Genomic DNA, 18,945 nt, shown 5'->3' with positions numbered 1-18,945 from the left:
TAGCAAGAGCCATAGGTGAAACGTTATCGGAAGAAAGCCAACCCGCTGCGCTTTTTCAGGCAGCACAGACTCGCGGCCTTGCCTAGCCGCCGTTATCGCTTAAGTCGACCCCATAGGTAGGCGATCGCGGCTACGGTCGCAACAGCCATCACAGGGTTGGCGCGAACCATATCCTTCGCACATATCAAAGCGCCTTCAAGGGTATCTCTACCGCTATCGACGGCCTCTTTAGCCGCCTGCTTTGCCCGCCGCGTTGCCTCGGCTGCCCTATCAGCGGCCTCTATTATTCCCGTGCTCGCCGCATCAGCCCCTTCGTCGATAGCGTCTTTGACTTGGTCAGTTGTTGTTGCCATATGACGTCTCCTGAACATTAGCACTAAGTGCCGGCCATTCAGTATCAGCCATCGCCCATAAAAATGCTGCTTCGATTGAAACCGCCCGTGTCAGATTGTCAAATGATGGCAGTATGGTGCGAAACTGACGTGGAATGATGGCTACAGAAAGTTTGGCGCAAAAACCAACTACCACTCAATGTATTGATTGGCCGGAGAAAATAAGTCCAAATGAAAACTAAGCATTAATGTGCAACGGTATTTCGGCCGATTAACACAGCATGCTAAAGTTATTGACGCTTTTGCGACTACAGGGAAACCCATCTTGTGACACCGTTACGGCAACAGTCTGTTCAGCCAAGGCTTATATCGACAGCGTTTGACGCGCGAAAATCATGTGCATTTTCTGCCAGGATAATTATTCTTTCTTGCCTGCTCTGGCAGCCTCTGGCGTCCGCCACCGTATCGAATCAGGCCGGCCCTGTCGTCTCACCTTACGCCGCCCTATTCACTACGCTCCGCCCACTTTCAGAATTCTACGTGAAGGTCGAGGATTTCCAGGTTGATGTAGTCGCGCCAACTGAAATAATGGCCTCGTCTGACCTTGAAGACGAGCACGGCGTGCGAAAGGAGGCCATTACAAGCTATCTGGCGGCCAAATTCAATAAAGATGAAGAGACCGTCCGCGAGTATGTAGACTTGGCCTGGGGTGAGGCAGAAAAGCACGAAGGCGTAAGTCCCGAGCTGATTCTTGCTGTGGTCCAGAAGGAAAGCGGTCTTCGGGCTGGTATCAAGAACAAGTACGGCGCTCAAGGGCTTATGCAGGTTGTGGCCAGATGGCATCCAGACAAATTGCATCGGCGTGAGTCATTGTTCGACCCCAGTGTGAATATTCGTGTCGGGGCGGAAATCCTTCAGGAATACTTGACCAAGGCAAAAAACGGGCTTCCTGGCGCATTGAAAAAATACTCGGGCAACTCTCGGGGATACGTGGAGTCGATCATTCGAGAGACCAAACGACTCGCCACCATCGGAAACAAAGCCCAAGACGACCAAGATGAAGGTTGATACCTCAGCAGCATGACGTCAATGAGGATTACGCAAGTGTGACGATAAGCCTGCCCGCCTACCTATTAACACGGAGCTGTCGTAAGTAGTCCACTACGGTGCGATGTCCCCCGGCGAAGACGATGCGCTGCGACTCAAGCTTACGTTGATAAACATACATGGGGTCGTAGTATCCAGTTAGCAGGCCTTCGATCCACTCGAGGTGAGATTCCACGGCACCGCTGCGTCCCTGCTCGGCCAGGGCCGAGTTCATCTTTATCGCCAAGTTTTGATGCCGTGCGCCGCCCAAACGCTTGGTGATATTGTCCAGACTTTGGCGTAGACGTATCGCGAACCGTTCAAAGCCCAGTTCCTCACCATGCAAGGCCACGAACTCGGCGTGCAGGCCAATTACATAGTCGCGCAGTATGCGTTGCACACGGTTTTCCAAGCTGTCTTCTAACCAGACGATGGGATAAGTCTGCATGCTTCGATATAGGTCCAACGGCAGACTGCAATGGCCGATGCTGCGGCTCTCGTCCTCTAGCACGAAAAGCTCATGCCCCGCGGCGCGCTTTTTTAGAATGTCTATCGATAGCCGATTCTCGAAGTCGATTTGTGCCGGTTGGCCAACCGCATGCTTGCCGAAGCTCGAGCCACGGTGATGGGCATGGCCCTCCAGATCAAGGCCGTTGTCAAGCTGTAACAGGACATCAGTTTTCCCCGTGCCGGTCATACCGCCCAGCACCACGAAACGGCACTCGGCGACTGCCTGCCCGGTAGTTTCCAGCAAGAAGCCGCGCATGGCCTTGTAACCGCCGATCACGCGCGGGTACTCGATGCCAGCCTCGTCCATTAGCCATTCCTGGGTAATCTGCGAGCGCAAGCCTCCACGAAAGCAATACAAATAGCCATTGGGGTTGGCGCGGGCGAAGGCTGCCCACGCAGCGATGCGCTCCTTCTTCGTTTGGCCAGTAACCAACCGGCGACCCAAGGCGATGGCGGCATCCTGACCGTGCTGCTTATAGCAGAGGCCGACTTTCTGCCGCTCGATATCACTCATCAGCGGCAGATTTATGGCTCCAGGAAAAGCACCCTTGTTAAACTCACCGGGCGCGCGAGTATCCAACATCGGTACGTCGTCAAGAAAAAGCGCACTGTAGTCGCTGGTGTTCTCGCGCATCACAACACTTCTATCGCGTGACGTTGTCGCTCAATCAATTCGCCGATCGGGGCCAGATGAAGTCCGAATTCTGCCGCCGCGGCGAGGAACTCAGCTTCACCTTCAGGAGTCACCGCTACCAATAGGCCTCCGCTGGTTTGCGGATCGCATAGCAGGTTCAGTTGATCCTGACTGATAGGACCGATGCGTTCCCCATAACTGTCGAAGTTGCGGGCGGTTCCGCCTGGCACGCAACCCTCGCCCAAGTAGTAGTCGACGCCTGGCAGACACGGCACCTTGGCGTAGTCGATTCGAGCGCTTACACCGCTGCCATCAGCCATTTCAGCCAAGTGTCCTAACAACCCGAAGCCGGTAACGTCGGTCATGGCCGTGACGCAGCCCAGCTTGCCGAATCGGCTGCCCGCCTTATTCAAGGTACACATCCAGTCCCGGGCCAAGCCGATGTCTTCCATGCGTAGCTTCGACATCTTTTCTGCGGTAGTCAGAATGCCGATGCCCAGTGGTTTGGTCAAGAAAAGTTTACAGCCGACCGTGGCGGTGTCATTACGCTTCAGGCGGGCCTTGTCCACCACACCAGTGACGGCCAGACCAAAAATTGGCTCAGGGGCGTCGATAGAGTGCCCACCGGCCAGCGGAATGCCCGCTTCGTCACAGACCGAGCGTCCCCCGCGAATGACTTCGCGTGCAATCTCCGGCGGCAGCAGCTTGACCGGCCAGCCGAGAATGGCGATGGCCAGGAGCGGACTCCCACCCATGGCATAGATGTCGCTAATGGCGTTTGTCGCGGCGATACGGCCGAAATCAAAAGGGTCATCGACGATGGGCATGAAAAAATCAGTGGTCGACACCACACCGCGTTCGTCGTCTAAGGCATAAACCGCCGCGTCGTCACGCGAGGCATTGCCAACCCATAGTCTGGGGTCAAGGTCCTGCGCACCGCTACCTTGCAAGATGACCTCTAACACCTTGGGTGAGATCTTACATCCGCAGCCGGCTCCGTGACTATACTGGGTGAGGCGAATGGAATCTTTCATCGATACTCCGGAATACTTCAATGAAGGCAATTCTAATTCAGCAGACCGAGAAGCAATGAAAATTCCTCGGCCAATTATTGTCATATAGGCCATGCCATAATTCACACCCATTGCCGAACGGATTTGAACCCTTGGAACTTCTTCGTCTTACTGTCCTTTTTGCCGTAACGGCGGTAGCCGAAATTATCGGCTGCTATCTGCCATGGCTTGTGCTAAAGCAAGGCAAGAGTCTTATTTTGCTATTGCCTGCCGCCATCTCACTTGGATTATTTGCCTGGTTGCTAACCCTTCATCCAACCGCAGCGGGTCGAACCTATGCAGCCTATGGCGGAATGTACATTGCTGTTGCACTGGCATGGCTGCGAATTGTGGATGGCGTGCCCCTGACCAGATGGGACATCGCGGGCGCGGCCATCGCGCTTACGGGTATGGCGGTGATTGCCCTGCAGCCCTCGGCGACATAATTGGCAGTCTGTGCCTGCAACCGGCATCCAGTGGTAAGCTTTTTAGTCATTCTATCTTCGGGCCTCTACTTTGCCATGACCGACTCTGCCGACCATCATCTGACAGAAACGTTGCTCGAGAGCCAAACCTTGTTCGAAGGCGACTTCTTGAAAGCTCGACGCGACACAGTACGCTTGCCCGACGGCGGCAGCTCGACGCGAGAGTATATTGTGCATCCTGGAGCGGTCGTAATCATCCCGTTACTGGATAACGAACGCGTGCTGTTAGAACGCCAGTTTCGCTATCCCGTAAATCGTGTGATGACAGAGTTTCCCGCCGGTAAGCTGGACCAGGGTGAAGATCCGCTAACTTGTGCGAAACGTGAATTGCTTGAGGAGACCGGCTTTACTGCAGGCCGATGGGCATATGCCGGCGCCATGCACCTGGCCATTTCATACTCCACCGAGATCATTCATATATTCTTCGCGAGTCATCTCACGCCCGGCGCCCAACAACTGGATCACGATGAATTCCTTGAGTTGCGCACCATGGGCGTCAAAGACCTGGTCGATGCCTGCCGTAGCGGCGATATCACTGATGCCAAGACCCTGACGTGTACCTTATGGCTGCAGAACGTGCTTGCAGACACATGGACGCTGGACTGGAAACCAGCCGACAATTAATCGACCTCCATACGTAAAAGTCCAATGCGTAGAGTTAGCTTTTTGCTGCGGTGAACACTTAAGTAGCATCAGCAATGCAGTCCACTAGCCACGCATGGACACAAAAGGTGGGAACGCTAACTGAGTTTGAGGAACCGCCTGAACCGGTCCCTCAGCAAGGCTGCCTACCCTCTTAGCTCTTCAGGGACTTTGCCACCGCTTTGAGCAAATCTGCGCATGACTTCCTTGTGAAGCCATATATTCATTGTGGCAGAATCATCAGTGCTACCGGTGTAGTTGAGTTCTTTGGCAAGCTGCTTTCGGGCCGTCAAGCTGCTGTCAAGACCTAACAGCTTAAGAAGGTCGACGATAGACGTCTGCCAGTTCAGCTTCTCAGAGTTCTTCGATTGCATTTCCCGCAATATTGCCTCGACGTCGACAGGCTGTGCAGTCGACGCCTGAGATGTCGCATTCGTCGCGGTCGGGGCCGCCATTGACGACGTTACCCCGGGTGTACCGGTCGCCGTTTCAGGCGACCTGGGTGTGGTGCTGGTTGGAGCCGTTGCTCCAGACGACGTGCCGGCTGCCGGCGGAGTTGCTGAGCCAGCGTTTGCTTGTGGTGTTGCTTGGTTAGCAGGATGCTCGGACGGAAAAATCTTGGCGAGGATGCTCTTGAAAATCGACATAAGCTGACTCCTTTCTGGGTTATAACAAAACAGGGTTGCCACCAGGGTCTTATCAGCACGTAGTATGCCGTTAGCACAGGGCGTACTGAATCCAACGCCAGAGGGAGCCGTCAGATTTCCTTCTCTTTTTCTTGATCCGCTTCGGCGCGAGCCAGCACATTCTGATGCAAATCGAGCTCGTCGAGCCTTGCATTTAACCGTATGGCTAATGAATAAAACTCTGACCGCAAGGTTGCGCTCTTCTGCCTTGCTACGGCATCTCTAGCGAGGCGCAATGCCGATTTTGCGGCCCGCTTTTTGGATTTCAGCGTGTCGGCATGTGTGGCAATTACCCCCCGGTGCGCTTTCTGTTCGTCCTTGCTTAGTAGCACGCTCCTTCCGCGCTAGCGAATAAGCAGGTCGGACCCGCAAGACCAACCCTGTGGGCCAAAAGCGGCATGCCCAATACTTCCATCCTTGAGCTTGACCTCATAAGTTCCCGCATAGAAGGGCAGTATCGAGGAATCGAGCCATTTCGTTTTCTTCACCATACGCCCCTTATTTTTTCATCAACTCGTAGTCTATTCGATTTGCATGACACGAGATGAATTCTTTGCAGAGTTGGGGTGCAATGGCTAGCTCAAACTGAGGAGCCGATGGCACGCCGCTTGCTAAATGAGTCTGACGGCGCACATGCCGTTTCGAATCGCTAACAGCCTGCATTTACAAGACGACTAACGATCGTACTCCTCAAAGGTGAAAACATGAAGTTACTTCAAACGACCCTTCTGATCTCGGCCATGGTGGCAATCCCTTTTGCGACCGCTCAGGCACAGAAAACCAGCAGTGGCAGCAGCGCCCAGGGCGAAGCGCTTGAAAGCCCAATACCTCCAACAAACCCTCCGCCACCAAAATCACCATCTACCAGTATGCCCGCTCCGTCAGAAACGGCTACGGGGGAAGCGCCAGAAAGTAGCGTGCCTGGCACAGACAAGCCAGCGTCAACCACTAAGCCCAACCCTAAACTGCATCAATCGGACATGCCGGCGTCCACCGGAACACCCTCAACAGGAAAGCCGCATCAAACCGCACCATCGTCGGAAAGCCCTCCGTCTGGCGCGCCCATGCGCACAGGCCCAGATACCAGCAATAAAGGCGCTGCCGCAACCGTAGGCAGTGAAAAGCCGCAGTAGTGCCATAGCAACCTTAACGCTCATGGTCGCAGTGCGGTGAGCCACGGCGTTTGGCCAAATGCCGTTCAAACGGTCAAACGCCAGCGTTCGGCACGAACTGTTCAAATTTGGGGATTCGAATAAGCAACACAGCGGCGAACCACATCAAACGACTTTTTCTTGAGTAAGCTATGGGCATCTTCCGATAAACCGCATTCAACGTGACGAATAGCAAAAAATCGCCGCTTTTGTCATTATGTATAGCTTATAAGTGCCAGGCATGCCCTCAATAAAGGTCACGGATATACCGCAACAGTCCAGCAGCGCATGGCAAGTGTTTCTTGTCTTCCTACGTCTCGGACTTACATCGTTTGGAGGTCCCGTCGCTCATATTGGCTACTTCCGCGAGGAATTCGTAGTAAGGCGCGGCTGGCTGGGCGAGCGCAGCTACACCGACCTGGTTGCTCTGTGTCAGTTTCTGCCGGGCCCCGCAAGCAGCCAGGTAGGTTTAGCGTTAGGACTGGCGCGGGCGGGGTATAGCGGTGCGCTTGCTGCATGGCTGGGCTTCACCCTACCTTCGGCAATTGCGATGATGCTCTTGGCGCTGGGAATTTCCAGCTGGGGCGAGGAAATTCCGACGGGTCTCCTGCAGGGATTGAAAGTGGCCGCGGTCGCTGTCGTGGCTCACGCGGTGTGGGGGATGGCACGTAGCCTGTGCACCGATACATTGCGCATTTCAATCATGACGGCTGTAGCCTGTATGGTGCTCATGTGGCCCGGAACACTCAGTCAATTGGGTGCGATCATCGTAGCCGGCATCGCTGGCTGGTGGTTGATCAAGCCAACACAAGAAATCGCGCATGAAGCCTTATCTATCCGGGTAAGCCGGCGCACCGGCGCCATTTTATTGGCTATTTTCTTTACATTGCTTGTCAGCCTTCCACTGCTCGCGCAAGCTTCGCACAACCCAGGTATGTCGATGCTCGATGTCTTTTATCGGGTCGGAGCACTGGTTTTCGGCGGTGGCCATGTCATTTTGCCCTTGCTTCAAGCCGAAGTCGTACCTAACGGTTGGGTTAGCAACGAGATTTTCCTCGCCGGTTACGGGGCAGCTCAGGCGATGCCCGGTCCTTTATTTACCTTTGCTGCGTTTCTGGGCGCCTCAATGAGCACACCGCCAACTGGGTTCATCGGTGGGACACTGTGCCTTGTCGCTATTTTCGTCCCGTCGTTTCTCATTGTCGTTGGGGCATTACCGTTCTGGGAACAGCTAAGAACCAGCCTTCGCATGCGTGCCGCTCTGGCAGGCGTGAATGCAGCCGTAGTCGGCTTATTGCTGGCGGCGCTGTATCACCCCGTATGGACGAGCGCAATTCACCAATCCTCTGACTTCGCCCTGGCCGTCGTAGCACTAACTGCCTTGGTATTCTGGAAACTACGGCCTTGGCTTGTTGTCGTCGGCAGTGGACTTGGCGGATGGCTATTGAGTCTTCCATGGTAAGGTCAGGCAACCCATCATGTGGATTCGCCGCAAGTTTATCTACAATTTTATTGCGTACCGGCAACCTTAATGTGTCATTCAATCAGGAGGCAGCATGCGAATACTAATGGTTTTGACCTCGCACGGCGAGCTAGGAAATACGGGCGAGAAAACAGGCTTCTGGCTCGAGGAATTTGCAGCGCCCTATTACATTTTCAAGGACGCAGGTGCCGACATCACCCTCGCTTCGCCATCCGGAGGGCACCCGCCCATCGATCCTAAAAGCGATGCCGACGATGCACAGACAAATGCTACGCGCCGCTTTGCCGAAGACAAGGCGGCTCAAGAGGCGTTAGCCAACACACGCGTGCTTTCTAGCATCACAGCGAACGATTACGACGCCGTCTTCTATCCAGGCGGACATGGCCCGTTATGGGATCTTGCAGAAGACGCTGTTTCCATTTCCCTGATCACGAAAACGTTAGCGGCCGGAAAGACCGTCGCCGCCGTTTGCCACGCGCCAGGAGTGCTCCGGCATGTTAAGAACCCCGATGGCAAACCTCTGGTCAATGGAAAAAACGTCACAGGATTTTCGAACGATGAAGAAGCTGCTGTGGGCCTTACCGATATCGTTCCATTTCTGGTCGAAGACATGCTGAAAGAAAATGGCGGGGTTTATTCTCAGGTGGGCAATTGGCTGCCATATGTCATCACCGATGGACTCCTGATCACAGGACAGAATCCGGCGTCATCCGAACCCGCCGCCCGCGCTCTGTTAAAGCAACTCGGGTAATTCGAACGGTTCACCAGGCGCCAGAGGACGATGGGGATCAGGCGCTTTTCGCTGCGAGCGGCTCGCCTGTATCCGGGTATTGCGCAATGCAGACCTTATTACGGCCAGACTGCTTTGCTTGATACAAAGCACCGTCTGCCATGTCTAAAAGGTCGTCAAGGTCGATGCCCGGTCTCCACGCCACGACGCCTATCGACGCGGTAACACGCAGTATGGTTTCGTTTTCGATGGTGAGACTTTGCTCAGCGATCGCGCTTTTAAGCCGGTAAGCCGTCTCGAGCGCCTCGGCAAGCTCTGTTTCGGGCAGCAGAACGGCAAATTCCTCTCCGCCTACACGGCCGATGACATCGGTCACGCGTAACGTCTTGAGAAGCACTTTGCTGAAAGTTTGCAGCATCAAGTCGCCGACTCTATGCCCGTATGCGTCGTTGATATGCTTAAAGTGATCCAGGTCCAACATAAACAACGAAGCCGGCCTGCCGTAACGTAATGCGCGGGCAAGCTCATCCTTTCCCAGGCCCATGAAATGGCGACGGTTAGCGAGCCCGGTAAGGAAATCTCGAAAGGCCTGATGCTCAAGAGTGCCGACACGACGCATATGTTCGGTCATGTCACGGCCGATGGCGATAATTTCAGTAACCTTGCCCTGCGGATCGAAAAGCGTTTTTGCGGTCCATTGTAAATAACGTATACCAATTATCGTTTTTTCACGCTGTGTGAAGCTAAGTGCATAAGGCGGTTCGAAGAGCTTACGAAACGATGTCACCGCCAAATCGCGGTCCGGCCCAACCACCCGCGCAGCGAAATACTCTCCGACGCGATCCGTTGCCGTCTTGCCGAACATGCCACAAAACGCCCGATTCAAATAAGTGTAACGCCCTTGGGGATCGATCCGCGCGACAAGGTCCGCAGTGTTTTCAACAATTAGTTGATAGTTATCGAGTGCAGCCTGCAAAATGGCCGCCGCAGCAGCTTTCTGTCGTTCAAGCCGGCGTCGGGTAAAGTGATACGCGCGCAGCGCCATAAAACTGGCGACACAAATGAGCGCGAATACCATGGAGCGAAAGGCAATATCTTGTCGCCATTGCATGAATATGTCGTCCCGGTCGCGGCCCATCGCGATAACGAGCGCCTTGTCAATTTTAAGACGGTTCAGACCAACAGTGCGCTGGGCGACCATTTGACCCGCATAGCTCATCATTGTGTCGTCACTGATAACGGCAAGGGGCCGTTCTCGTTGGCGATCACGCAGAAATAGGGACTCTGGTTGCATGGAGTCGATATCCGCGGAACTGCCTGTTGGCGGCTGTATCACGAATGGTTGACCGTCCGAATGAATCAACATGCCCCACATGTCGGGGGTATACAGGACCGAGGCCACCAGCGTATTGAAGTACTTCGGATCAAGGGTGGCAAACACAATGCCAGCAAACCCACCATCGTGGCCGGGAATCATCCGTGAAACGTTTACGACATAAGGATTCAACAGGCTTTTGAACGGCGTCGAAACATATAAAGCCGTCGCATCGGGGTGACCTTTGATGCGACTGAAATACCCACGTTCGCTAAAATTTTGGCCGACCAGTTCGGGGCGATTCGAGGCGAGCGCGGTGCCGTTGACATCCAGAATAGCGATGGTACGAACGCCCGGCATGGCATCGACGAGTGCCGAAAAATACACGGCTGTGGAGTCAGTAGATGCTGCAATCTGAGGACTATTGGCCAGCTTCGCCACGATACGGCCAAGGGTCAAATCGACGGTCGCCAACTGGAATTCGATATTTTCCGCCACGACGCGAGCTTGGGTGGACAATCGGTCTTCTTCGCGTTGCCCGATACGACCGTGATCCCTGTAAAGATTAATTGATATCAACGCCAATAAAATAGACAGTGCAGAACCAAGTCCCAGCCATTGTGCTAGGAATGGACTACTGCCAATTTTGAAGAGGGCGGCCATTAATCAACTCGTAAGCAAATGTGCCATACTACAACGGGCAGCGTCAAAAATAAACTAAATATTCGGTTGCGCCGTAGTGCCCGAGTAAAAAGTTCGGAGCGCGGCAATCACCCCTTCCGCGCTATCTACCATGACGAACAACTCGGCGTCCGCCGCGGCAATCATGCCCTCTTCGATAAGGAAATCGAAGTCAATGAGGCGTTGCCAGAACGCGCTATTGACCAATACGATCGGGATTCGTGGCATTTTTTGAGTTTGCACCAGCGTCAACACCTCGAAGAGCTCATCCAGGGTTCCGAACCCGCCCGGAAACGCGACCAGTGCCTTGGCACGTAGTAAGAAATGCATCTTTCGCAGCGCGAAGTAGTGAAACCTGAAAGCGAGCTCTGGCGTAATGAATGGATTGGGGTATTGCTCGTGGGGCAGGGTGATATTAAGACCAACCGATCGCTCGCCCGCTTCAAACGCGCCACGGTTTGCCGCCTCCATAATGCCCGGCCCGCCGCCGGGCATTACCACCAGTTCACAAGGGCCTTCATGCTGAAAGCATGTTGATGCCATATGGGCAAAGCGACGTGCTTCCCCGTACCAGTGCGCTTGCTCGACACGACGCTTGGCCACAACAAGTGCGCGCTCGAGAGTCGCTTCCTTCGGCTGCGCATCCAATTGCTCCTCCACCAGCACAACTGCTGCCTGCGCATCTTCTAGAGACATTATGCGCGCACTACCGAATACCACGATAGTGGCGCGTACATTGTGTTCACGCAGAGCATGCTCGGTCTTCAATAATTCGAGCTGCATGCGTACTGGGCGGAGATCTTCACTTGCAAGAAATGCGATATCTTCCTGCGCCAACGTATAAGCTTGGCCTTGCTGGATGGCCTCCTGCAAAGCATGACGCCTCTCGGCGTCGGGAAAAATGGTCTTCATGATTACAATCCGGACAGATGCGTACTTAACGGCGCAACCTTACATCATTTGATGCCACCGCGATCCGGTTCAGGAACCGATCTTACGCACCGAAATATTTTCGTCCTTAAGCGCTTGCCGGATCGCTTGAGCGAACACGACTGCCCCAGCCTGGTCGCCATGGATACATAAGGTGTCCGCACTCACCGCCACATCTTCGCCCTGAACGGTACCGACCTTGCCCTCTTTGATCATCCGCAGCACTTGCCGTATCGATGCGGCGGGGTCCACGATCATGGCATTGGGCTGCTTGCGAGACGTCAGCGAACCATCGCTTTGGTAGGTCCGATCGGCAAAGACCTCTTGCGCAACCGTTAGCCCCATCTCCTTTGCGATACGAGCTTGAACGCTGGAGGCCAGCGCGTAGAACACCAGCGTCGAATCGACGTCACGGACAGCTTTGGCTATGGCTTCGGCCAATTCGTGATTTTTTGCAGCCATGTTGTACAAAGCCCCATGGGCTTTCACATGATGGAGACGACCGCCCTGACTGGCTGCTACCCCTGCAAGCGCGCCAACCTGGACTACAACGAGGTCGTAGGCATCTTCCGGGCTAATGTCCATGGTGCGTCGACCGAAACCTGCCAGATCCGGCAAACCGGGGTGCGCGCCCAGTGCGACGCCGTGACGAATGGCAGCCGCCACAGTGTGGCGCATTACGGCCGGGTCGCCTGCATGGAAGCCGCAAGCAATATTGGCCGACGTCACGAAAGGCAGAATTTCTTCGTCCTGACCCATTTTCCACGCACCGAAGCTTTCGCCCATATCGCAATTCAAATCGATTGATAAGCTCACCATGATCTCCCCCCAAAATTCCGAATGGATAAGAGCATAAACCAAGTCGACAATACGGGAAGCCCATGGACTTCCCGTATATGTGAGGCATCCCGGATTACGTCTCCGCCATACCGCGGATCCGAGCACAATCGGTTTTAGAAAAATCCCATTGCATTGGGACTATAACTAACCAGCAAGCATTTGGTCTGCTGATACGCTGCAAGTGCCATTTTATGGTTCTCGCGCCCTATGCCGGACTTCTTGTAACCACCGAAGGCGGCATGGGCGGGGTACAGGTTGTAGCAGTTAGTCCAGACGCGTCCTGCCTGTATCTGCCGGCCCACGCGGTAAGCGCGGGTTCCGTCGCGCGTCCATACGCCTGCACCCAAGCCATACTCGGTGTCGTTGGCCAGTTCAATGGCATCTTCCTCGTCTTTAAACGTCATGACGGAAGCCACGGGCCCGAAAATCTCTTCTTGGAACACGCGCATGCTATTGTCACCGAAAAGCAAAGTGGGTTTGACATAAAAACCTTCACTCAAGCCGTCTCCCGGCGCATGGCGCGAACCGCCTGTAAGGCATTGTGCCCCTTCATCTCGTCCTATATCGATGTAGGACAAAATCTTGTCCATCTGAACTTGTGACACCTGGGCGCCTACCATGGTCGAGGTGTCCAAGGGATGCCCGGTTTTAATGGCCTCGACGCGCTTAATGGCACGCTCGATGAACTGTTCGTAAATAGATTCCTGCACCATGACGCGCGATGGACACGTACATATTTCACCTTGATTAAGCGCAAACATGGCCAGGCCTTCCATTGCCTTGTCAAAAAAGGCGTCGTCCTGGTCCATGACATCGGCGAAGAAGATATTAGGGCTTTTTCCGCCTAGTTCCACGGTGCTTGGGATAAGGTTTTCAGCGGCGGCATGCAAAATATATTTTCCCGTGGCAGTTGATCCGGTAAACGCCAGCTTGGCGATGCGCTTGCTGGTGGCGAGTGCATGTCCGGCTTCCTTGCCGTAACCGTTCACGATATTGATGACGCCTGCCGGAAACAAATCTCCGACCAATTCCATTAATACCAGGATGGACGCCGGGGTTTGTTCGGCTGGCTTGAGCACGACGCAGTTACCAGCAGCCAGTGCGGGCGCAAGCTTCCATGCAGCCATAAGCAGAGGAAAGTTCCATGGGATAATCTGCCCGACCACGCCGAGGGGCTCAGGAAAGTGGTAGGCCACCGTGTCGTGATCGACTTCCGAAATACCACCCTCCTGGGCTCGTATGCAGCTCGCAAAATATCGCAAGTGATCAATTGCCAAAGGTACATCGGCTGCCATTGTCTCGCGCAAAGGTTTTCCGTTATCTATGGAATCGGCTACCGCCAGAATCTTTAAATTCTGCTCCATTTTATCGGCCATGCGCCACAGGATGTTGGCGCGCTCGGTGGGCGATGTCTCGCCCCACTTTTTACGAGCGGCATGTGCCGCATCGAGCGCCGCGTCAACATCAGCGGCATCCGAGCGCGGAACTTCGCAAAATACTTGTCCGGTAATAGGCGAGACATTTTCAAAGTAGTTGCCCGATATGGGCGCAACCCATTGGCCGCCTATGTAGTTCTCGTAATGCCGCTTATATGGGAATTCAACATCGATGCCAAAATCTTTCAAGTCGGTCAAGTCCATTTCATATCTCCTTTAGTAAATGCCGGTTACCGTGCTGAGGGTTCCGTATTATGAAAAAAGCAATATGCATGCCAATGCGCACACCGCGGCGTAGAATTGGCGTTCAACAAGCAGAAAGCCGGTTCCCACATGTCATGCGAAGTGGCATAATCGGCTAATAAAACAATAGCTTGTCGCAAAAATCGACAGTCTGGCATATTAAGCGGCACCTCCTGCTGACGCATAACGCAACACCGGAGACAACACGCATGACCTCAACGACGCCGCATACAGCGCAAGCATTGGCCGACAAACTCAACGCGCAAGCTTCCAACCCTATTCTTCGTTCATGGAAGCGTTGCACGTCAATTGACTATGCCTTGCATGCCGACCCTGATCCCATGTTGCGAGCCGACCTAACCGCCAGGCGCGAACAACATGCCCACATGCTTCAGATGGCCGAGCCGGAAATTCAGACCTTGGGTTCGCTGGTCGCCAGCGCTCAAAGTGTCGTATTGCTGGCCGACGCAACCGGCGTAATTTTGCAAGCAGCAGGAAGTGCCGCATTTCTCCAAAAGGCAGAACAGGTCGCATTGCAGCCAGGCGTCAGTTGGGCGGAATCCTTACGCGGCACAAATGCCATAGGCACAGCCCTATTTGACGCCGATAGTGTCAGCGTCCACGGCCGTGAACATTTCCTGGAGCGCAACAAGATCCTCAGTTGCCATGCGGCGCCGATATTTTCTGCGGTCGGTGAAATCATTGGTGTGCTGGACATTTCAAGCGAAGCTACAACCCTTCATGCCTATGCATTAGGCTTGGCACAAATGTGCGCACGGCAAATAAGCAACCGCCTTCTGGATCACGCCGATGGACGTCTTCATCGCCTGGTTTTTCAGCGCCAACCCTCATTACTTGATTCTAGTGAGCGCGCTATTTTGCTCGTGGAGGACGATCGCGTTGTAGGAGCAAACGCTATTGCCTTGCAACTGCTGCAAGCGGACTGGAATGTGCTTGGCTCCCCTGTACAGCGTTGGCTAGATGGCTGGAAGCAAGCAGGCGTCACTCCCCAAGCGATGCGTAGTTGCACCGGCACCCCGTTTGTTGGAACCTTACATACCGGCAAAAGCGCGTTGCCATCAGCCGCTAAAACCACCGAATCAATTGACCTCGTTGCCGAAAGACACGGCAGCAAGTCGCGTATACCGTCCAGCAAAAATCCCCCTCTACCGACCTTGGCAAGCGAACTGCAGGCCAGTCTAAAGCAATCCCTTTCTGCCATTAATGCCGGCATGGCAATCCTGTTGCAAGGTGAGACCGGAGCCGGCAAAGAAATCTTTGCCCGCCATCTTCATGCCCAAAGCCAATGGAGACAGGGTCCCTTCGTGGCCATTAACTGCGCTGCCCTCCCAGAGAGCCTGGTTGAGGCGGAACTGTTTGGCTATGAAGGCGGCGCATTCACCGGAGCACGCCGAGAAGGCTCGCGCGGACGTCTACGTGAGGCGCAAGGGGGATTGCTGTTTTTGGATGAAATCGGCGATATGCCGATAATGCTGCAAACACGATTACTTCGAGCGCTTCAAGAGCGTGAAGTTCAGCCACTAGGGTCTGATAAACGCATTCCGGTTGATTTCGGCCTCGTCAGCGCTACCAACCACGATCTGGCCGTCATGGTGGAAAATGCCTCGTTTAGAGCCGATCTCTTCTATCGCCTCCAAGACTTCAGCGTACACCTTCCCCCGCTACGTCAAAGACACTCTCTGCGCGATTTCCTGTGCCAGGAATTTCAGCGCCTTGGAGGTCGCGACCGCTCAATGACGCTCGCCGACACGGCACTCGACTGCCTGCAGGCCTATCCGTGGCCAGGGAATTATCGACAATTAAACAGCCTCTTGCGCCAACTCATTTATCTACAACCCGAAGGCAGCCTTATCACCGGCGATGAACTTCCTGCCCAGTTGCGCCCTCCCGACCGTCCTCATCTACCGATGTCGGATTTTTCAGTACCACCCTCGCTTCTTGGCACAGGACCTGGCGCTGACCCATATTCCGGACATACGTACCACCCCCCTTCGCGCGTCGACGTCACAGGATCCACATTGCGAGATGTCAACGATCTGACCATTGAACGGGTCATCGCCGAGTCGAACCACAACCTTAGTCTTGCAGCCCGTAGCTTGGGCGTGCATCGAAGCACGCTTTACCGATACCTGGAACGCTCTGTCGCGAAACGCAGTGGTCCGAAGGCGTAATACAAAAAAACGGCGACCCGAAGGCCGCCGTTTTACTACAAACCCGACTGAATTGCGTTAAAACCTCAGTGCAATTCTGGCCCGGCTTACTGACCTTCCAGAAAGCTCTTTAACTTATCTGCACGGCTGGGATGACGCAGCTTGCGCAGCGCTTTGGCTTCTATTTGACGGATACGTTCCCGCGTGACGTCGAATTGCTTGCCGACTTCTTCCAGTGTCTGATCGGTGCTCATTTCGATACCGAAACGCATGCGCAACACTTTTGCCTCGCGTGGAGTAAGAGAGTCAAGGACTTCCTTGACCACATCGCGCATCGATCCATGCAGGGCCCATTCCGAAGGCGACAAGGTACCGGTGTCTTCGATGAAGTCGCCCAAATGGGAGTCATCATCGTCGCCAATTGGGGTTTCCATCGAGATTGGCTCTTTGGCAATCTTGAGGATCTTGCGAACCTTGTCCTCGGGCATATCCATTTTTTGGGCCAGGGTAGCGGGATCGGGCTCGGCGCCAGTTTCCTGCAATATTTGGCGATTGATACGATTCATTTTGTTGATCGTTTCAATCATGTGCACCGGAATACGAATGGTACGCGCCTGGTCAGCGATCGAGCGTGTAATAGCCTGGCGGATCCACCATGTGGCATAGGTAGAAAACTTGTACCCACGGCGGTATTCAAACTTGTCTACCGCTTTCATTAGGCCAATATTGCCTTCCTGGATCAGATCCAGGAACTGAAGTCCACGGTTCGTGTATTTCTTTGCGATCGAAATAACAAGACGCAGGTTGGCTTCGGTCATTTCGCGCTTGGCTTTGCGAGCTTTGGCTTCGCCGGTCGCCATGCGCTTATTAACGTCTTTAAGGTCTTTAAGCGGCAACACGACAGCAGTCTGCAAGTCGATAAGCTTTTGCTGAATCTCCTGAACTGCTGGAATGTGGCGTTCGAGGGTTTCAGAATAAGGATGGCCACCTGAAACTTCGCCCAGCACCCATTCGAGGTTGGTTTCGTTGCCCGGAAATGCCTTGATGAAGTACGCGCGAGGCATACCGGCGCGGTCGACACAAGCGTGCAATACGGCGCGTTCAAGCTTGCGCACTTCGCCCACCTGTTCGCGCAACGTATCGGCGAGCTTCTCGACCATTTTGGCCGTGAACCGGATGCCCATCAGTTCATTTAGTATGGCTTCCTGAGCCTGGATATATTCCTGGGCTTGATAACCGTCGCGTTCAAACGCCTTGCGCATTTTATCGAACCATACGCCAATGATTTCGAACTTTTTCAGGGCTGTTGAGCGCAGGTATTCGAGCTGCTTGCTGCTCATGCCGCCAGCGGGGCCATCTTCGTTTTCGTCATTGTCGACCGAAACACCGGCTCCGGCGTATTCTTCGCCCTCTTGGTCGATCAGACCATCGACTACTTCGTCGATTTGAGCCACGCCTTCACGTACACGCTGCACATACTGCAGGATTTCGTTGACCGTTGTGGGGCAGGCGGCGATCGCCATTACCATGTGCTTGAGGCCATCTTCGATCCGCTTGGCAATTTCAATCTCGCCCTCGCGCGTCAGGAGTTCGACGGTACCCATTTCACGCATATACATGCGCACTGGGTCAGTCGTACGACCAAAGTCGGAGTCAACGGTGGTGAGAGCGGCTTCGGCTTCGTCTTCGACGTCGTCATCGCTGGTCGCCACCGGCGCGTTGTCGCTCATAAGCAGCGCATCAGCGTCAGGGGCTTGGTCGTAGACCGAAATGCCCATGTCGCTGAACGTGCTGATGATGCCGTCGATCGCTTCGGCATCCACCAGATCATCGGGCAGATGGTCGTTGATTTCGCCGTATGTGAGGTAGCCGCGATCCTTACCTAGTTTGATAAGAACTTTCAGGCGGTTACGCCGCGCCTCTTGCTCTTCTGGCGTCATCTGGTTGCGCGCAGGGACATCTTTGTCGCCCTTGGCGCGCTTCCCGCCGCGCTTGGGCAGCGGCTTGAGCTCAGGAATAACTTCGGCGTCGCCGGAGTCGTCGTCATGGAAGTCAGCAGAGTCGTTATTGGCGTTTTTAGCAGGGCGACCAGGACGGCGTCCGGACGGCACCGCGCGCGCGGCGGTCTTGCTAGCCGGCTTGGCTGTGGTCGCTTCCGCGCCCGTTGCAGTCTTCTTGACTGCCGCCTTGGTAGCTGCCGCTTTTTTGGCTGGAGCCTTTTTTGCGGCAGGGGCTTTAACTGCCGTAACACCTTCCCCGACGCTCACTGTTGTCTTGGCAGCACTCTTTGTGGCGCCAAGCGTTTTAGCTTGCTTCACAGCTTTCTCAGCTGCCAGGGGGGTTTTACCAGTAACTTGGGTCATAGTCGCTTCCGTAGGCGCAAAATCACTCGGTCGACCATAGGCCAACGAGTGTTGCAGGGCAGAACTTACTTATCGCAGCGATTGAGTCTATATTGCAGCTAATGCTGATGCCGACCATGGCAGCCCGAATTATAAAATCCTTGACGCAGTTTGGTTGCAAGGCTAAGGGGGCTAA

General features: G+C 54.4%; 17 protein-coding genes. 7 read left to right on the top strand and 10 right to left on the bottom strand.

Features of this window, described 5'->3' with window-relative positions; all coding sequences use genetic code 11:
• Nucleotides 1-92 precede the first annotated feature (92 nt).
• Nucleotides 93-353: a hypothetical protein gene (locus EKL30_RS15520; RefSeq protein ID WP_126708156.1), complete on the bottom strand. Its 261-nt coding sequence runs from the start codon at nt 351-353 to the stop codon at nt 93-95.
• 519 nt (nt 354-872) lie between these two features.
• Between EKL30_RS15520 and EKL30_RS15515 the strand changes: the two genes are divergently transcribed.
• The gene (locus EKL30_RS15515) at nt 873-1,400 is read left to right on the top strand and encodes a transglycosylase SLT domain-containing protein (RefSeq protein ID WP_126708155.1); all 528 of its coding nucleotides are present in this window, start codon (nt 873-875) and stop codon (nt 1,398-1,400) included.
• A 58-nt stretch (nt 1,401-1,458) separates the two neighbouring features.
• Here the strand turns inward: EKL30_RS15515 and mnmH are convergent, their stop codons facing one another.
• Together mnmH and selD are read right to left on the bottom strand one after the other, a co-directional pair.
• The gene (gene mnmH, locus EKL30_RS15510) at nt 1,459-2,562 is read right to left on the bottom strand and encodes a tRNA 2-selenouridine(34) synthase MnmH (RefSeq protein WP_126708154.1); all 1,104 of its coding nucleotides are present in this window, start codon (nt 2,560-2,562) and stop codon (nt 1,459-1,461) included.
• Nucleotides 2,562-3,596, bottom strand: coding sequence for a selenide, water dikinase SelD (gene selD, locus EKL30_RS15505; RefSeq protein WP_126708153.1), 1,035 nt, complete (start codon nt 3,594-3,596; stop codon nt 2,562-2,564). Before selD ends, mnmH begins: the two co-directional genes overlap by 1 nt.
• 131 nt (nt 3,597-3,727) lie before the next feature.
• On the opposite strand from selD, the gene EKL30_RS15500 reads away from it, so the two are divergent.
• A complete protein-coding gene (locus EKL30_RS15500) occupies nt 3,728-4,060 on the top strand; it encodes a YnfA family protein (protein WP_126708152.1) in 333 nt (110 codons plus the stop codon).
• Nucleotides 4,061-4,135: 75 nt separating this feature from the next.
• Nucleotides 4,136-4,723, top strand: a complete 588-nt coding sequence (locus EKL30_RS15495) for an NUDIX domain-containing protein (RefSeq protein ID WP_126708151.1) — start codon at nt 4,136-4,138, stop codon at nt 4,721-4,723.
• Between the two features lie 164 nt (nt 4,724-4,887).
• Here the strand turns inward: EKL30_RS15495 and EKL30_RS15490 are convergent, their stop codons facing one another.
• Nucleotides 4,888-5,388, bottom strand: coding sequence for a DUF3597 domain-containing protein (locus tag EKL30_RS15490; RefSeq protein ID WP_126708150.1), 501 nt, complete (start codon nt 5,386-5,388; stop codon nt 4,888-4,890).
• A 110-nt stretch (nt 5,389-5,498) separates the two neighbouring features.
• Nucleotides 5,499-5,759: a hypothetical protein gene (locus EKL30_RS18870; RefSeq protein WP_158618432.1), complete on the bottom strand. Its 261-nt coding sequence runs from the start codon at nt 5,757-5,759 to the stop codon at nt 5,499-5,501.
• A 372-nt stretch (nt 5,760-6,131) separates the two neighbouring features.
• Between EKL30_RS18870 and EKL30_RS15480 the strand changes: the two genes are divergently transcribed.
• From EKL30_RS15480 to EKL30_RS15470, 3 genes are all read left to right on the top strand, one after another.
• Nucleotides 6,132-6,560, top strand: coding sequence for a hypothetical protein (locus EKL30_RS15480; RefSeq protein ID WP_126708148.1), 429 nt, complete (start codon nt 6,132-6,134; stop codon nt 6,558-6,560).
• A gap of 259 nt (nt 6,561-6,819) precedes the next feature.
• On the top strand, nt 6,820-8,040 hold the full coding sequence (gene chrA / locus EKL30_RS15475) for a chromate efflux transporter (RefSeq protein WP_126708147.1): 1,221 nt from the start codon (nt 6,820-6,822) through the stop codon (nt 8,038-8,040).
• Between the two features lie 94 nt (nt 8,041-8,134).
• Nucleotides 8,135-8,812, top strand: coding sequence for a type 1 glutamine amidotransferase domain-containing protein (locus EKL30_RS15470; protein ID WP_126708146.1), 678 nt, complete (start codon nt 8,135-8,137; stop codon nt 8,810-8,812).
• A gap of 37 nt (nt 8,813-8,849) precedes the next feature.
• Here EKL30_RS15470 and EKL30_RS15465 read toward each other — a convergent pair whose 3' ends face one another.
• The 4 genes from EKL30_RS15465 to EKL30_RS15450 form a co-directional block, all read right to left on the bottom strand.
• Entirely contained in the window at nt 8,850-10,769 is a 1,920-nt protein-coding gene (locus tag EKL30_RS15465; protein ID WP_126708145.1) for a diguanylate cyclase, read from the bottom strand.
• Between the two features lie 54 nt (nt 10,770-10,823).
• The gene (locus tag EKL30_RS15460) at nt 10,824-11,699 is read right to left on the bottom strand and encodes a TIGR00730 family Rossman fold protein (protein WP_126708144.1); all 876 of its coding nucleotides are present in this window, start codon (nt 11,697-11,699) and stop codon (nt 10,824-10,826) included.
• Nucleotides 11,700-11,768: 69 nt separating this feature from the next.
• Nucleotides 11,769-12,533: a LamB/YcsF family protein gene (locus tag EKL30_RS15455; protein ID WP_126708216.1), complete on the bottom strand. Its 765-nt coding sequence runs from the start codon at nt 12,531-12,533 to the stop codon at nt 11,769-11,771.
• Nucleotides 12,534-12,670: 137 nt separating this feature from the next.
• Complete coding sequence (locus EKL30_RS15450; RefSeq protein WP_126708143.1) at nt 12,671-14,197, bottom strand: aldehyde dehydrogenase family protein; 1,527 nt, start codon at nt 14,195-14,197, stop codon at nt 12,671-12,673.
• 248 nt (nt 14,198-14,445) lie between these two features.
• Here EKL30_RS15450 and EKL30_RS15445 point away from each other — a divergent pair, with 248 nt between their 5' ends.
• Nucleotides 14,446-16,428 carry a sigma-54-dependent Fis family transcriptional regulator gene (locus EKL30_RS15445; protein WP_126708142.1) on the top strand — a complete coding sequence of 661 codons (1,983 nt, stop codon included), beginning with the start codon at nt 14,446-14,448 and terminating at the stop codon, nt 16,426-16,428.
• A gap of 86 nt (nt 16,429-16,514) precedes the next feature.
• Here the strand turns inward: EKL30_RS15445 and rpoD are convergent, their stop codons facing one another.
• A complete protein-coding gene (rpoD, locus tag EKL30_RS15440) occupies nt 16,515-18,770 on the bottom strand; it encodes an RNA polymerase sigma factor RpoD (RefSeq protein ID WP_126708141.1) in 2,256 nt (751 codons plus the stop codon).
• Nucleotides 18,771-18,945: the final 175 nt, after the last annotated feature.

The sequence above is a fragment of the Candidimonas sp. SYP-B2681 genome, assembly GCF_003971065.1.
Classification (GTDB): Bacteria; Pseudomonadota; Gammaproteobacteria; order Burkholderiales; family Burkholderiaceae_B; genus Pollutimonas.
Note: the sequence above shows the minus strand (reverse complement) of the source record. Positions and strands in the feature narration are given on the sequence as shown.